General features: G+C 35.7%; 12 protein-coding genes. 10 read left to right on the forward strand and 2 right to left on the reverse strand.

The window, feature by feature from the left end; all coding sequences use genetic code 11:
- Positions 1-85 precede the first annotated feature (85 nt).
- The 7 genes from CGC58_RS06940 (at position 86) to pyk (ending at position 6346) form a co-directional block, all read left to right on the forward strand.
- A complete protein-coding gene (locus CGC58_RS06940; RefSeq protein ID WP_095896064.1) occupies positions 86-826 on the forward strand; it encodes a type III pantothenate kinase in 741 nt (246 codons plus the stop codon).
- A gap of 25 nt (positions 827-851) precedes the next feature.
- Positions 852-2135, forward strand: a complete 1284-nt coding sequence (locus CGC58_RS06945) for an outer membrane protein transport protein (protein ID WP_095897150.1) — start codon at positions 852-854, stop codon at positions 2133-2135.
- A gap of 22 nt (positions 2136-2157) precedes the next feature.
- Positions 2158-3489, forward strand: a complete 1332-nt coding sequence (locus CGC58_RS06950; RefSeq protein ID WP_095897149.1) for a hypothetical protein — start codon at positions 2158-2160, stop codon at positions 3487-3489.
- A 4-nt stretch (positions 3490-3493) separates the two neighbouring features.
- Complete coding sequence (gene lptC, locus CGC58_RS06955; RefSeq protein ID WP_095896065.1) at positions 3494-4075, forward strand: LPS export ABC transporter periplasmic protein LptC; 582 nt, start codon at positions 3494-3496, stop codon at positions 4073-4075.
- 23 nt (positions 4076-4098) lie between these two features.
- The gene (locus tag CGC58_RS06960; RefSeq protein WP_095896066.1) at positions 4099-4302 is read left to right on the forward strand and encodes an LPXTG cell wall anchor domain-containing protein; all 204 of its coding nucleotides are present in this window, start codon (positions 4099-4101) and stop codon (positions 4300-4302) included.
- A gap of 125 nt (positions 4303-4427) precedes the next feature.
- On the forward strand, positions 4428-4901 hold the full coding sequence (locus CGC58_RS06965; RefSeq protein WP_095896067.1) for an IPExxxVDY family protein: 474 nt from the start codon (positions 4428-4430) through the stop codon (positions 4899-4901).
- On the forward strand, positions 4895-6346 hold the full coding sequence (gene pyk, locus CGC58_RS06970; protein WP_095896068.1) for a pyruvate kinase: 1452 nt from the start codon (positions 4895-4897) through the stop codon (positions 6344-6346). Before CGC58_RS06965 ends, pyk begins: the two co-directional genes overlap by 7 nt.
- A 76-nt stretch (positions 6347-6422) precedes the next feature.
- Here pyk and CGC58_RS06975 read toward each other — a convergent pair whose 3' ends face one another.
- Complete coding sequence (locus tag CGC58_RS06975; RefSeq protein ID WP_095896069.1) at positions 6423-6830, reverse strand: DUF2059 domain-containing protein; 408 nt, start codon at positions 6828-6830, stop codon at positions 6423-6425.
- Between the two features lie 300 nt (positions 6831-7130).
- On the opposite strand from CGC58_RS06975, the gene CGC58_RS06980 reads away from it, so the two are divergent.
- Positions 7131-8780 (forward strand): DUF4139 domain-containing protein, encoded by a 1650-nt coding sequence (locus tag CGC58_RS06980; protein ID WP_095896070.1) that lies wholly within the window; start codon positions 7131-7133, stop codon positions 8778-8780.
- 139 nt (positions 8781-8919) lie between these two features.
- Complete coding sequence (locus CGC58_RS06985) at positions 8920-9348, forward strand: hypothetical protein (protein WP_095896071.1); 429 nt, start codon at positions 8920-8922, stop codon at positions 9346-9348.
- A gap of 47 nt (positions 9349-9395) precedes the next feature.
- Here the strand turns inward: CGC58_RS06985 and CGC58_RS06990 are convergent, their stop codons facing one another.
- A complete protein-coding gene (locus CGC58_RS06990; protein ID WP_095896072.1) occupies positions 9396-10109 on the reverse strand; it encodes a pyridoxine 5'-phosphate synthase in 714 nt (237 codons plus the stop codon).
- Between the two features lie 143 nt (positions 10110-10252).
- On the opposite strand from CGC58_RS06990, the gene CGC58_RS06995 reads away from it, so the two are divergent.
- Positions 10253-15718: an alpha-2-macroglobulin family protein gene (locus CGC58_RS06995; RefSeq protein WP_095896073.1), complete on the forward strand. Its 5466-nt coding sequence runs from the start codon at positions 10253-10255 to the stop codon at positions 15716-15718.
- The last annotated feature ends 169 nt before the right edge of the window (positions 15719-15887 follow it).

Consider the following 15887-nt stretch of genomic DNA (forward strand, 5'->3'; position numbering starts at 1 on the left):
AGGAAGTTTTGACCGATTTTGTTTCGAAAAGTAACGAAAACGAAATGACTAAAGTAAAGCACACAATTTTTGGTTAATTAAAATTATGAATTTAGTTGTAGATGAGGGAAATACCGCTGTAAAGGTGGCTGTTTTTCAAAATCAAGAAAAAATATTTTTCCAAGTTTTCTCAAAAAATAATTTTCAGGAAGAAATTTTGCAAGTTATTGATTTTGATAAAATTAAATCCTGTATTGTTGCTTCGGTTGTAGAAAAAGTTGAAGAGCGATTTTTCTTTCTGAAAGAAAAAATAAAAAGCGTTTTATTTGTAAATTCACAAACGCCGATGCCTTTTATCAACAAATATGCGACTCCCAATACTTTGGGAATCGACCGATTGGCATTGATGGCGGGAGCTGTAAGTCTTTATCCTAACCAAAACGTACTGGTAATCGATGCGGGAACTTGTATCACTTTCGATATTATGACCGCAGAAGGAGAATATTTGGGAGGTGCGATAGCTCCGGGAATTGCAATGCGATTAAAAGCAATGCACGAATTTACTTCAAAATTGCCATTAATTCCCGAGCAGGAGTTTGATATTGAAAATTTTATCGGAAATTCAACAGAAAGTTGTATGCTTTCAGGGGTTTATCATAATGTAGTTCGCGAAATTGAAGGTGTTATTGCACAATATGAAGAAAAATTCGAGAGTTTAACAACAATTTTAACAGGAGGCAATCATCTTTATTTGGTAAAGAACATAAAAAATTGCATATTTGCAAGCTCGTTTTTTTTATTGGAGGGGTTGAATGCCATTTTGGAGTGGCAAAAAAGAGATAGATAACAAAAGAACATTAGCTTTATTGTATATGAATAAAAAAATATTTTTGTTTGTTTTTGCTTTATTTTCAGTTGTTTATACTGTGTTTTCGCAACAAACAACAGAGTCGCCTTATTCCTACTATGGCATTGGGGAGCTAAATCCCGAAGGGACAGTTGAGGAAAGAGCTATGGGAGGAATAGGAATTTTTGCTGACAGTACACGCGTAAATATGCAAAATCCGGCAACTTTGTCACACCTAAAATTGACTGCTTTTTCAGGAGGAGCTTCTTTTGATTATAAAAAAATTGTTTCAAATGTAACAAAAATAGGAACTAATTCTACTTCAGTGGATTATGTTATGTTAGGTTTTCCTATTGTTGATAAGTTAGGATTTGCGGCAGGATTGATTCCGCTTTCTTCTGTGGGATACAAGTTGGCATCGAGGCAGACGATTGATGGGGTAGCTCAGCTCAATCAATTTGAGGGGAATGGTAATGTAAATCAGTTTTTTATCTCATCGGGATATGAAATTTACAAAGGATTGAGCTTTGGAGCATCACTCAAATTTAATTTCGGAAAGATTGAAATGAAAGATTTGCTAAAAATTTCAAATGTTGATTTTTATACGCAGGAAGATAGCAAATCATCACTAAGAGGTGTTTCTGCAAATTTCGGGCTACATTATACGAAATCCTTGAAGAATAAATTGAGAATTTCATCATCATTGGTGTTTAGGCCTGAAAGTAAATTGAATTCAAACAATGAAAGAGTAGTATCTACCTTTGGAAATGCAAATGCTGGCAATAATTCTAGTTTGATTGTTAAGGAAACTCAAGTAAAGGATTTAGAAGCTATTGGGTTGAAGGAAACAAAACTAACGTTACCTTCACAGTTTGAGGTTGGCTTTGGTGTAGGGAAAGACTTGCAGTGGTTCGCAGGAGTGGAGTATACACACTCAAATACTGAAAAATTCTCAAATCCGTTTCTTTCTGCAACAAATGTAAAGTATGAAAACGGATATAAAATCGCACTTGGAGGATTTTATGTTCCTCAGTACAATTCGATTTCAAGTTATTGGAAAAGAGTTACATACAGAGCTGGATTTCGTTATGAGAAAACAGGAATTATGTTAAATAATCAATCAATTGATGACTTTGGCATATCTTTTGGGTTAAGTTTTCCAGTAAGAGGATTTTCAAACCTAACAACAGGATTTGAATTCGGACAAAAAGGAACATTAAAACAAAATTTAATAAAAGAAAATTACTTTAATTTTAAAATAGGAATCACGTTGAATGACAAATGGTTCCAAAGAACTAAGTATCAATAAGAACAATAAAAAACAACGAAAAATGAAAAAAAGATTTTTATTAGCAGCATTTGTAGTAAGTGTTTTTTACGTGGGCAGTGCACAAGCTCAGGATTGTAAACAAGACCAAGAGCTTCAACAAAATTTATCAATTTTTAATGAGGATGCAAAAGCAAAACGTTATGATGCGGCGTATCCCGTTTGGAAATCTGTTTATGAGAAATGCCCAAGTATCAATGCCGCTGTGTTTGTACGTGGAGAAGCTATCCTAAAACATAAGATAGATAAAAGTACCGGAGCTGAAAAAGAAAATTTCGTGAAGGATTTGCTTAAACTTTACGAAGATTATAATAAATATTTCCCAAGCCGAATGGGAACAACTGAAATGCGTACTAAGCAAGCTTTGTTGATTTCTGACAGAAAAGAAGAAGTTTACGAGCTACTTAGCAAAGCATTTAAAGAAGACAGAGAAAACTTCAAAAATGAAAAAGCATTGTATTTGTATTTTTCAGTTTTAGTTTCTTTGCACGAAGAAGGTAAAAAGCCATTGCAAGATGTTTTTGACACATACGATGACGTTGTTGAGAAAATTCAGGATGAGAAAAACCTTTTATCTGAAACTATCAACAAATACATTGCACAAGAAGAAGCTGGAACAATCAGTGCTAAGGATAAAAAAATATTAGAAGCTTCTCGCCAACGTGTTGATAACTATGAGCTTATAGGAGAAAGCATTGATACAAAATTGGGAAGATTGGCTGATTGTGACAACTTAATTCCGTTGTACAGCAAAAACTTTGATGCGAATAAAACCAACGAAGTTTGGCTAAGAAGAGCTGCCGGAAAAATGTCAGATAAAGACTGTACAAGTGACCCGCTTTTCGTGAAAATAGTTAGCTCTTTGCACGAGTTGTCTCCTTCAGCTTCATCAGCATACTATTTGGGAGTATTGAATGACAGAAATAAAAACTCTGCAAAAGCTGTTGAGTACTATAATGAGTCTGTTCGTTTAGAAAGCGACAATCTTAAAAAATCAAAAATTTTAACCAAGATTGCTTCAAAACATTCAAAATCAGGTGCAGTTAAGTATGCTCAAGATGCTTTGAAATACAATCCTTCAAACTCTGATGCTTATCGTATAATGGCTCAAGCTTATGCAAGCAGTGCTAACGAGTGTGGAAGTACTTCTTTTGAAAAACGTGCAATCTATTGGTTAGCAGCAAGTACAGCACGTAAAGGAGGATTGGAAAGCTTAGCAAAACATTATGATGCGTTGGCTCCGTCAAAAGTTGATGTTTTTGAGTCAGGAATGGCCGGGAAAACAATTACATTCAAATGCTGGGTAGGACAATCAGTGAAAGTTCCTGCACTATAACGATATGAAGTTTTTTGTGTTATCTAAAAATAAATTGAAAAGCATTGCCGTACTTTCTTGTATGGCAATACTTTTTTCGTGTAAAAATGATTTGAAAAGCCTTCAACAGATGAATGTTATTCATAAGTTTCCGCAAGGGGAAGTGTTTGATTTCAGATTGGTTTACACGGATTCTACGAAGGTGGTTGCTATTATCACAAGTCCGCAAAACAAGGATTTTTCCAATCAGCAATTTCCTTATTGGGAATTTCCCAAAGGCGTGAAAGTTGATTTTTTTGATAACAAAAATAATCAGAATACTGTACAAGCTAAATATGGGATTATTTACAATAATTCACAAATGGTAGAGCTCCGCGATAGTGTTGTTTTAACAACTTTTGATGGGAAAAAACTCGAAACTTCTCAACTTTTTTGGGACCAAAAACAAGATTGGGTTTTTACAGAAAAGGAATTTGTTTTCACTGATTCTATTAAAGGAACACTCACAAAGGGCGTTGGAATGGATTTCGATAAAGAATTTTCAACGGTAAAGGCTCACAAAACTACAGGAATTTTGGCTATTGAGGATAAAGAAGAACAAGAATAAATCACAATTTAATTTTTACAACGTTGAACGCAAGAATTTTTTTTGAATACGCTTACTTGGCAGTTTGTGTAATTTCCATTTACTTAGCTATGGGGTATTGGCAAACGGACGAAAAACAGTCTTTTTACCTTTACATTGCCTTCGCGGTGGCTTCCTTAGCAATGTTCTTTCTCAGAAGAAGAAGCAGAAAGCGAGGTAGCGGAAAAGGAGATTCACAATCTTCATAAATTGGTTTCCATTCTTCTGCAAGAAATTTTTATTCTCACCAAAATAATTAAGTAATTGTTAATTGTGTGAGGTTGGTTGCCAATTGTCTTTTTTTTCGTACTTTTGTTGCGTTAAAGGTTGTGTTATGATTGTACACAGACTATCAAGAGATTTTTTAGATGATGATTTCAGGCTGATGGCTATTCATACCACAATGAAGGATTATCGCTTGGTTTATTTTCTGAATAAAATTTTGAAAATCAGGCTATCGAAAGAATCCAAGAAAAAAACTTTTGTGGGAGTTGACGGCAATGCCGATTTTTCATATTACCATTGGTACGATGAGTCATCAAAAATCAATTGGAATTGCATTGCCAATAAAGCGGTTACCGAAACTAAAATGAAAATAACTTCTTTGTTTGAAACTACCACTTCTGTTAGTTATTTGATTGACAATCAGAAAAAAGTTGATTTTTTCCTGAAAATAAATCCGGAAGGAAGATTTGACGAAAAAGAAATTATAAAAAAGATTGCAGCAATCCCTGATATTTCAGCAATTTATAAAATAGATACAGACACATTAAGTTCAAAACATAAATTAATATTTCAAGAATGTTAAATACAAAGAAAACGAAAATTGTAGCTACTTTGGGTCCGGCTACGGATACAAGAGATGTAATTAAAGATATGATGCAGGCAGGAGTGAATGTATTCCGCATCAATTTTTCGCACGCCGATTACGAAGATGTGAAAAAGCGTATAGAAATGATTCGCTCCGTCAATAAAGAATACGGATATAACACAGCAATTTTGGCTGACCTTCAAGGGCCTAAGTTACGTGTGGGGGTTATGGAAGAAGGAATTATCGTAAATCCGGGGGATAAAATAACATTCGCAACAGGAGAGCCTTTTACGGGAAATCAGGACAGAGTGTATATGAATTACAAGGAATTCCCTAAAGATGTGAATCCCGGTGAACGCATTTTGCTTGATGACGGAAAACTCATTTTCAGAGTAGTTTCAACAAACAGAGAAAATGAAGTTGAAGCCGAGGTAATTCAAGGAGGTCCGTTAAAATCCAAAAAAGGAGTAAATCTTCCTAACACAAACGTTTCATTGCCAGCACTTACCGAGAAAGACATAAAAGATGCACTTTTTGCCATTTCGCAGGAAGTAGATTGGTTTGCTCTTTCGTTTGTTCGTAATCCTGCTGATATTCAGGACTTGAAAGATTTGATAAATGAAAATTCAAGCAACAGAATTCCGATTATTGCCAAAATTGAAAAACCGGAGGCTTTGGTGAACATTGATAAAATTATGGCTAACTGTGACGGAATTATGGTTGCTCGAGGTGATTTGGGAGTAGAAATTCCTGCAGAGGAAGTGCCTTTGATTCAAAAAGAGTTAGTGCATAAAGCGAAATTATATCATATTCCCGTAATCATTGCCACACAAATGATGGAAAGTATGATTTCAAGCTTAACTCCAACACGTGCCGAGGTAAATGACGTAGGAAACTCTGTAATGGATGGTGCTGATGCGGTGATGCTTTCAGGAGAAACATCTGTTGGGGCATATCCGGTGCAGGTAATAGAGCAGATGAGTCGTATTATTAAAAGCGTGGAGGAATCGGAATTGATAAAAGTTCCTATGCGTACACCTTTCGTTCGTTCAGGACGTTACGTAACTAATTCGATTTGTTTTCACGCAGCTACAATGGCAAACGAAATGAATGCTAAAGTTATTTCAACTTTGACAAATAGTGGATACACGGCTTATCGCATTTCATCATACCGCCCAAATTCACACATTTTAGTATTTACATCAAGCAAGCGTATTTTGACGCAATTGAGCCTGCTTTGGGGAGTGACAACTTTCTACTATGACAGATTTGTTTCAACTGATGAAACCATCGAGGATGTTAACCATATTGCTAACGAGAAAGGTTACGTAAATATGGGAGATATTATGATTAGCTTGGCAGCGATGCCAATACAAGGCAAAGGAAAAGTGAATACTTTACGCGTTTCTGAGATAGATTCGTGTGCGATTAAAGCAAAATAGAAGCCATATGAATCATTTTTAGGATAGGAGGCAGTAGTGAGTTTTTAAAAAAAATCAGCTACTGCCTTTTTTGTTATTACTTCATATATTTTTGGATGATAGGAGTTAGTTTTTCTCTTCCCCATTTTGCTCCTTCCGTAAGTCCTTTTTGTGTTAAAATAGAAGTTTTTTCAGCCATTTTTTTACCAATCGGAGTTTCGTAGAATTTGAGCAACTCTTTAATTTCACTGTGCGTGAACTCTTCCATATAAATTTTTGCCATAGTTTCGTAAAGTTCAGGCATTAAGGCTTTGATTTCACTCTCAGCAGCATCAACTTTGTCCGCAGGAATGAATTGTTTCAGAGAAGCGGTCACAGCATCAAAAGAATCTTTACTTACGATTGAAATTAGCTTTTGAGTGTCTTTTTTGAAATTCTCATTTTCTTGTGAAAAACCGTAAAATACTGTAAATAAAATTGTTAGTGTTAATAAAAATTTTTTCATTGCAAAATATTTTTTAATTATTCCAGCGAAGATATAAGATTTTTTTCAAAAAATAAAATTAATTGACAGAAATTAATAGATAGAACATTACTTTTCTACACTGAACACTTGCTGTATGAAGTTAAAAATGCATTTGTAAAAAGAAAAATTTTTAGTGTAAAAATTATATATAATTCTTATTTTCAGTTATTTAAATTGATTTTGCTGAAAGATAATATTTACCAAAGTCATTGTTTCTTGCAAAAAGGCACGCTTATTGTATATTTGTAAGAGTATTAACGTTTTAATATTTTCTGAGAGATGAAAAATAATGTATCTATTGCCTTTTTTGCTTTTTTTGCCCTCACAGCGAACGTATTGTTTGCTCAGGCACCCATTTTTACTAATGCAAAAGCCGAAAAAGTACAGCTTTACTTCAATGGTGCCGAAATTCAGCAAGTAGCTAACGTCACTCTTCCTAAAGGAACTTCTGAGGTGGTGGTTGCCAATGTTGCAAATTATTTGGATGAAAATTCCATACAAATAAAATCAACTTCTAAAGTTACTATTTTGTCGGTTCAATTTACAAATCAGGCAATTACGGGATATGAAGACAATTACGTATCGGAATTGGCTCGCCCGATTTATGACAGTATTCAACTTGTTGAAAAAGAAATCGGAAAGAATAAAATTCTTGAGAATTCCGTAGCGAAATCCGTTGAATTGCTGGACAAAAATCAACAATTATCAGGAGCGAATGTGAATACTGCAGAACTCTCAAAACTGCTTGATTTCTACAAAAATAAAAGATACGAACTTGAAAATCAGTTGAAAAATATTGCCGAAAAGAATAAAGAATTACAAAAAAAATTGAATTTATTGAAGTTTCGTTTGGGGGCAGCTTCTTCCCAAAATACGAATAACAGAGGCAAATTGGTACTCAGAGTGATTAACGAAGTTGCGGGAAAAGTTCCTTTTCAACTTAATTATATTTCATACCAAGTTCATTGGAATCCATTTTACGAAGTTCGTTCCGAGAAAATCAACACTCCGATTACATTGAAGTACAATGCAGCTGTAAGTCAGAATACCGGAGTTGATTGGAATAACGTAAAGCTAACTTTATCAAGTGGTTATGTGAATGCATACACACAAGCTCCAACGTTGAATCCTTGGTTTATACACTCCAGAAAAAAAGATTCTGACAAAAAAGTATATCAAGAAATTACAAATGTTAGAAGAGAAAAAGCAGCTTTTCATAAAAATATGCAAACAATGGAACTTGAATCTGTGGAAGTTGCTGATGAAGATATGATTTTGGAAGATAAATCGTTAGATGATGTAGTAGTTGTGGGCGAAACACAATTCAACGTAGTTTTTGATATTGATTTGCCTTACACAATTCTTTCTAACGGAAAAAAACACAGCGTTTCACTCAAAAATTTGGAAATTCCTGCAACTTATCAATATTATTCGGCACCGAAATATGATTTGGGAGCGTATTTGATGGGAAATGTTGAAAATTATGGCAAATATAACCTTCTTTCGGGCGAGGCAAGCCTTATTTTTGAGGGAATGTACGTTGGAAAAACAACGATTAATCCTGAAAATGCCGATAAAAAACTGTTGTTAAGCTTAGGAAAAGACAAAAGAATCATTACTGAAAGAAAATTGATTTCAAAAAATACTGAAAATAAGTCATTAAGTTCTAAAAAAATACAGACATTCACTTATGAAATTAGTGTGCAAAACAACAAAAAAGAAGCGATAACTATTGAAATTGAAGACCAAGTGCCTGTCAGTACAGAAAAAGATATCAAAGTTTCGCTAACAGAAGCTAAAGAAGCTGTTTTCAATAAGGAAAAGGGAAGTTTGAAGTGGAAACTAAACTTAAAACCCAATGAAAACAAAAAAATCAGATTTGTTTACCAAGTAGAATCTGATAAGGATACAATTGTTGAAAACCTCTAAAACAGAGTCAACAAGATTTATTTTCTGAATTTACTTTCAATCTTATTATCTTTTTAAAGCCTGAATTTTGAAAAAACATTATTCAGGCTTTTGTTTTTGGTTTAAATCATCTATATTTGCCCGAACTAAATAATTCGCTATGTACAATACAATTCTTCAACTTCATTCGTGGTTTGCCTACGCAGTGCTTTTGGTGCTTCTTGCGGCAACAGTAAATGCAATCATAGGCTTTTTTGGCAAGAGAAAATATACGGCAAAAGATTTAAGATTAGGTCTTTACGCACTTATTTTTTCGCATATTCAGTTACTTATAGGTATCATTCTTTATGTAACTTCTCCACTTTTTAACGCTTGGAAGGCGGGTGGAGTTATGAAAGATTCATATTTGCGAAGAATGCTTTTGGAACATCCGCTGATGATTGTTGTTGGGGTGGCTTTGATTACCATTGGCTGGTCATTGCACAAAAAACAACCTACGGACAATCGTGCTTTTGGAAAAATAGCCATTTTCTATGCCTTAGGTTTGATATGCTTTCTGTCAAGAATACCTTGGCAGAATTGGTTTTAAGGGATAAAAAAACTCCAAATTGTAAAAGCAATTTGGAGTTTTTTGTTTTATTTAAGTTTATTCAAATATAAATTGACTACGTTTTCCAGTCCCAAATAAAGTGACTCGCTGATGAGTGCGTGTCCGATTGATACTTCCAACAAATTTGGGATATTTTCCTTAAAGAATTTGATGTTTTCCAAACTCAAATCGTGTCCTGCGTTAAGTCCTAAACCTACTTTTTGAGCTTCCAAAGCTGCTTTTATGTACGGCTCAATTCCCTTTTTGTTTCCTTTTTCATATTCGGTGGCATAGCTTTCGGTGTAGAGTTCCACACGGTCTGTTCCTGTTTCCGCAGCGGCTGTTACCATTGCCTCCACAGGGTCAACAAATAATGAAGTTCGGATGCCATTTCGCTTGAATTCAGCAATTATTTCTGTCAAATACGCTTTGTGCTTGATAGTATCCCAGCCTGCATTGGAAGTGATAGCATCATCAGCATCAGGAACAAGCGTTACCTGCGTAGGTTTTACTTTTAGCACCAAATCCATAAATTTCGGAATAGGATTTCCTTCAATGTTATATTCCGTAACCACGACCTCCAGCAAATCAAGAGCATCTTGATAACGAATGTGCCTTTCGTCAGGGCGAGGATGAATTGTAATTCCTTCTGCTCCAAATTTTTGCACATCGGCAGCTACTTTTAGTAAGTTAGGAACATTTCCGCCGCGGGAATTGCGAAGAGTAGCAATTTTGTTGATATTTACACTTAATTTTGTCATTTCTCAATTCAATTATTTGATACAAAGATAAGATTTTCGTACAAAAATAAAAGGCAGAGAGTTGAAAAATTATTTTTTTGAATAATTTGATTAATTTTTATACTTTTTTGTATCTTTACCCGATTCAAATACGCGTATAGACTATGAAGAAAGTAATTTTATTTTCGATTGCTCTTTTAACGCTTTTTGCGTGTAAGAAAGAGGCTACTATTTTCAACAGTAATCCGCTGTTGTACAAGGACTACATTTCAGGATTTACCAGCGGAACGGTTTCTGCTGAAACAAGTTTCAAAGTATTGTTCAATGAGGCAATTTCGCAAGAGAAGATAGCCAAAATCAATGATTTGGATTTGTTTGAAGTTTCGCCTAAAGTGAAGGGTAAGGTGCTGTGCCTGAATCCTTACGAGGTGGAATTTATTCCTGAAAAACGCTTGGAACAGAACACTGACTACAAAATTTCATTCAATTTGAAGAATTTATTTTCAGTTTCTGAAGGCTTGGAAATTTTCAACTTTTCAGTGAAAACTTTACAGCAAGGCTACAGAATTAAGGAAGGAGATTTGCAATCCTACAATGAAAATTTGTATTTTTTGAATGCTGAATTGCTTGCCAGTGACAAAATTTCGTACGAAACGGCTAAAAAATTGGTTTCTGCAACGCTGGGAAGGAAGAAAATTTCTGTAAAATTTCTTTCTCAGGGCAATAGCAATAAATTTCCGATTGTTTTTGACAGTATTCCACGTTCGGATGATGCAGAAACTTTGAAAATTTCGTGGAATGCAGGCGATGTTCCTTCCGAAAATTTGCTTCCTTTTTCAATTTCAATACCCGAAAAAGGGGCTTTTAAAGCTCTTTTTACAAGGACAGAAGATTCATCGAATCAGTCTTTTAGTATCAATTTTTCGGAACCGCTTGAAAAGAATCAGAATTTCAACGGATTAGTAACACTTAGCAACACCGATACAGAGCTGAAATACAGTGTAAACGGAAACGTTTTAAAAGTTTTCCGAGAAGCAACCAATGAGGGTGATTTTCAGGTAACTGTTCACGAAGGAGTGCGTAGCATTTATGGTAAACGTATTAGTAATTCTGAAAATTTTGAGGTTCGTTTTCTGCAACAAAAACCGGAAATCCGACTTGTGAAAAACGGAACGATTTTGCCAAGTTCTCAAAATTTAAAAGTTCATTTTCAGGCAATTAACTTGCGGGCCGTAAATGCTACGGTTTATCGTATTTATGAAAATAATATTCTTCAATTTTTGCAAGAAAATAGCTTAGGTTCAAGTTACGGTTTGCAAAGAGTGGGGAAACCAATTGCCAAAAAGGTTATCCAACTTTCGGAAAGTGCTCTTTCGCCTCTGAGGGAATGGAACACATATTCGCTTGATTTATCGTCAGTTATTACACCGGAACCAGGAGCTATTTATCGAGTGGAATTTACAATGAAGAAAAATTATTCGCTTTACGCTTGTGGCTCGGAGAGCGAACCTCTTGATTTGTCATTTGAAGAAGAACCGCTTGAAAAAGAGTTGGGAGATTATGAAGATGATTACTATTATTGGGGAAGTAGCGACAATCCTTGTGACGATTATTTTTATAATAAAACTGTGGGAACGAATGTTTTAGCCAGTGATTTGGGGGTAATTGTTAAAAAAGGGCAAAATAATAGCTACACGGTAGTTGTAAATAACATTTTAAGCACAGAGTCTGTAAGTGGAGCCGTTGTGGAAGTTTTTGATTATCAGCAACAAAAAATTCAAGAAGGTAAAACAAACAGTGAGGGAATTATTAAATTTGAAATTTCCAGCAGGGCCTTTTTTGCAAAAATCAGAAAGGATAATAACACTACTTATGTTAAAATGGATGATGCAGCACCTCAATCAGTTAGTAAATATGATGTGGACGGATTGCGCTTGCAAAAAGGATTAAACGGATTCATTTATGCGGAAAGAGGTGTTTGGCGTCCGGGTGATAGTATTTACGTGAGTTTTGTACTCAATGATTTTGCTCAAAAATTGCCCGAAAAACTTCCGATAAAACTCAAATTTACAGACCCTTACGGTAAAGTGATTGCTGAGCGTATGCAAAGTAGCAACCCAACAAACCACTATGTTTTCGGGTTGAAAACATCGCCTGAAGCCCCAACAGGAAACTGGAATGTGAGTATTTCGGCAGGAGCAGCAAAATTCCATAAACCAATAAAAATAGAAACTATCAAGCCCAATCGGTTGAAAATTGAGAACAGCTTGAGCGGAAAACTGATTTCAGCCAACGGAGCAAATGCCAATTTACAAGTACTTTGGTTGCACGGTTCGCCTGCGGGAAATACGCAAGTAAACGTTAAAGCGAAGTTCTATCCTATGGAAACAGTTTTTAAAGGTTACGAAAAGTATATTTTCAATAATGAAGCATATCAGTTTGAAAATCAGGAAATTTCTGTATATGAAGGACGAACCGATTCTCAAGGGAGTGCTAATTTCTACTTCAAAGCAGATGAATTACAAGCTCCCGGAATGTTACGAGTGAATTTCCTTACCCAAGCTAATGAAAGTGGGGGGGACTTCAGTACGGATGTAAGTACTGCATCGTTCTCACCTTATGATAGTTACGTAGGTTTGAGATTACCTGAAGCTAACAAATATGACTATTATAACACAGAAGAAAATCACACATTTGAAGCGATTGTTCTTTCTGAAAAAGGAGAGCCTTTACGTGACCAAAATGTTTCGGTAACTGTTTATAAAGTAGGCTGGAATTGGTGGTGGGATGCTTCCAATCAAAATATATCAACGTACAATAGTTCAAGCAGTAACGCCATCTATACGACAAAAACGGTTGAAACGAATAGCAGTGGTAAGGCAAAATTCGATTTGAAAATTCCTGATGGAGATTGGGGTAGATATTTCATTTTACTTTCCGATGAAGATAGCGGTCACAAAAGTGGAACTACGGTTTATTTTGATTGGGGTAGTTGGTCAGGAAAATCGCGAAAAGCATCAAGTGAAGAAGCTGTAATGCTCTCATTAGGAAGCGATAAAAAAGAATATAATGTAGGTGAAAAAGCTAAAATATCGTTCCCTTCTGATGAAGGTGGCAGGGCTTTAATTTCTGTTGAAAATGGAAATGATGTGTTGGAAACCTATTGGGTAGAAACCAAATCGGGCGAAACTAACTATGAAATTTCTATTACAGAAAAAATGACTCCGAATGTGTACTTATACGTAACATCATTGCAGCCTCACGCTAATTCGGTAAATGACGCCCCGATACGACTATACGGAGTTTTACCAATTTCGGTAGTAGATAAAGAAACTCAGTTGAACCCTGTGGTTCAAATGGCTGATGTACTGCGTCCTGAACAGAAAACAACCATCAAAATTAGTGAGAAATCGGGCAAACCGATGACATACACTTTGGCAATTGTAGAAGACGGATTGCTTAACTTAACCCGATTCAAAACGCCAAATCCTTGGAGCAAGTTTTTCTCAAAAACAGCTTTGGGTGTGAAGACTTGGGATGTTTATAATGACATTATCGGAGCTTACGGAGGAACAGTAAATCAAGCATTTAGCATAGGAGGAGACGAAGATTTGGGGGGAGCAGAGGCTCAAAAAGCAAATCGTTTTAAACCTTTTGTGATTGTTAAAGGTCCTTACACTTTGAAAAAAGGAAACACGAATGCTCACGATATTCAAGTTCCAAATTATATGGGCTCAGCAAGGGTGATGGTAGTGGCTTCGGATGTTACCAAAAACGCATTTGGAAGTGCCGAGAAGAAAGATATTCCTGTTATAAGTCCGCTTTCATTGTTGGGTTCTTTACCAAGAAAAGCAGTTCCTGGCGAAAAAATTACGTTGCCGGTTACGGTTTTTGCAATGGAGAAAAGCATCAGAAATGCAACGATTTCTGTGGAAACAAATACTCATTTTAAGGTAGTTGGCAATAAATCGCAATCGTTACAATTTGACGGAACGGGTGAGAAAATGGCATATTTTGAGTTAGAAACTACGCAACAAACGGGCATCGGGAAAGTGAAAATCACAGCAACTTCGGGCAGTGAAAAAGCGGTTTACGAAGTGGAAATGGATGTGTACAACCCGAATCCTGTAACTTATTTTGTTCAGAATGCGGTACTTACAGAAGGAAGTTCGCAAAACTTGAATGCTTCTGTTTTTGGAGAAAAAGCCAAAAATGTGCTTGAAATTTCCAGCTTCCCGGGAGTGAATTTACATCAGAGATTGAATTACTTAATTTCGTATCCTCACGGTTGCGGCGAGCAAATCACCTCTGGAGCTTTTCCGCAATTATTTTTGAGCGATTTTGTCAATTTAACACCTGAAAAGGCAGAAGAAGTACGCCGAAATGTAACCGTAGCAATTAGTAAACTTCACGAAAATCAACTTCCTAACGGGGGATTTGCTTACTGGAAAGGAAACCGATATGCTGACGACTGGACGACTTCTTACATTGGTCAGTTCTTCGTTTTGGCAGAGAAAAAAGGATACGTACTTCCGTCGGGAAGCAAACAAAATTGGCTGAACTATCAAAACAATGAAGCTCGTCAATGGCGTTATAATCCTGAATATCAGAATGATTTCGCTCAGGCATATCGTTTGTACACGTTGGCTTTGGCAGGAAGTCCTAATATGGGAGCAATGAATCGATTGCGTGAAACTAAAGATATTTCATCTAACGCAAAACGCTTGTTAGCAGCGGCTTACGCTTTTTCCGGACAAAAGCAAACAGCAAATAATTTGTTTCAATCGGTTTCAGTAGATGATAATGATGGAAATTATTACTATTACGGTTCCGAAGTTCGTAACAAGGCGATGGCTTTGGAAACAGCTTTGTTGATTGGCAAAAAAGAAGATGCAGCACGTTGGGCTTTAGAAATTGCGGATAGGCTTTCTTCTTCCGATTGGATGAGCACTCAAACCACAGCTTACGCACTTTATGCAATGGCTAAATATGTGGAAATCAACAAAAGTGGAAAATCATTCTCGGCATCGTATTCTTTGGGAGGAAAAACAGAAAACATCAAATCAAGTGAACCGATGGCTTCTGTTGAATTACCTATTAAAGGAGATAAACAATCGTTACAGATTAAAAATACCTCAAAACAAACGCTTTATGTGCGATTAATTTCGAGTGGCGTGCTACCTGTGGGGAAAGAATTGCCAATGCAAAACGGTTTGGCTCTGTCAACTACGTATCGAGATAAAAACGGTAATGTGGTTGATGTAAGCCAAGTACGTCAAAGTACGGAACTGATTGCTTCTATCGAGGTTAAAAATTTGACTAACGAATCTGTTGAAAATGTAGCACTTACGCAAATTATTCCGTCAGGCTGGGAGATTATCAACACGCGTTTCACGGATTACGGGGATACAGAGCAAAGTTCGTATATTGATTATGCGGATTTTAGAGATGACAGAGCTAATTTTTACTTGTCATTGAAAGGAAATCAGACAAAAGTAATAAAACTGAAGTTAAACGCCTCGTACGCAGGACGTTACTATCTTCCGGGAACTTTTGCCGAGGCGATGTACAACAATCGTTACAATACCCGAACCGAAGGCAAATGGGTTGAGGTATATCGGGCAGAGTAAAACGTTTGTCAATTTAAAACTTTTAAAAGAGCTGGGAATTTTTCTTAGCTCTTTTATTTTGCTGATATTCAGATTTAGATTAATAAAACAATAAAAATAATCAAACAATGTTTTTGCATATGAAATATATTTTTTAGATTTGCCGAAAAAAATTATTCAATGAAATTTA

The organism is Capnocytophaga stomatis, from assembly GCF_002302635.1.
In the GTDB taxonomy this organism is placed as follows: domain Bacteria; phylum Bacteroidota; class Bacteroidia; order Flavobacteriales; family Flavobacteriaceae; genus Capnocytophaga; species Capnocytophaga stomatis.

Coding starts and splice junctions, on each gene's coding strand:
- pyk (WP_095896068.1), top strand. CDS start 4,895: ATGTTAAATACAAAGAAAACGAAAATTGTAGCTACTTTGGGTCCGGCT.
- CGC58_RS06950 (WP_095897149.1), top strand. CDS start 2,158: ATGAAAAAAAGATTTTTATTAGCAGCATTTGTAGTAAGTGTTTTTTAC.
- CGC58_RS06940 (WP_095896064.1), top strand. CDS start 86: ATGAATTTAGTTGTAGATGAGGGAAATACCGCTGTAAAGGTGGCTGTT.
- CGC58_RS06995 (WP_095896073.1), top strand. CDS start 10,253: ATGAAGAAAGTAATTTTATTTTCGATTGCTCTTTTAACGCTTTTTGCG.
- lptC (WP_095896065.1), top strand. CDS start 3,494: ATGAAGTTTTTTGTGTTATCTAAAAATAAATTGAAAAGCATTGCCGTA.
- CGC58_RS06985 (WP_095896071.1), top strand. CDS start 8,920: ATGTACAATACAATTCTTCAACTTCATTCGTGGTTTGCCTACGCAGTG.
- CGC58_RS06975 (WP_095896069.1), bottom strand. CDS start 6,830: ATGAAAAAATTTTTATTAACACTAACAATTTTATTTACAGTATTTTAC.
- CGC58_RS06990 (WP_095896072.1), bottom strand. CDS start 10,109: ATGACAAAATTAAGTGTAAATATCAACAAAATTGCTACTCTTCGCAAT.
- CGC58_RS06965 (WP_095896067.1), top strand. CDS start 4,428: ATGATTGTACACAGACTATCAAGAGATTTTTTAGATGATGATTTCAGG.
- CGC58_RS06945 (WP_095897150.1), top strand. CDS start 852: ATGAATAAAAAAATATTTTTGTTTGTTTTTGCTTTATTTTCAGTTGTT.
- CGC58_RS06980 (WP_095896070.1), top strand. CDS start 7,131: ATGAAAAATAATGTATCTATTGCCTTTTTTGCTTTTTTTGCCCTCACA.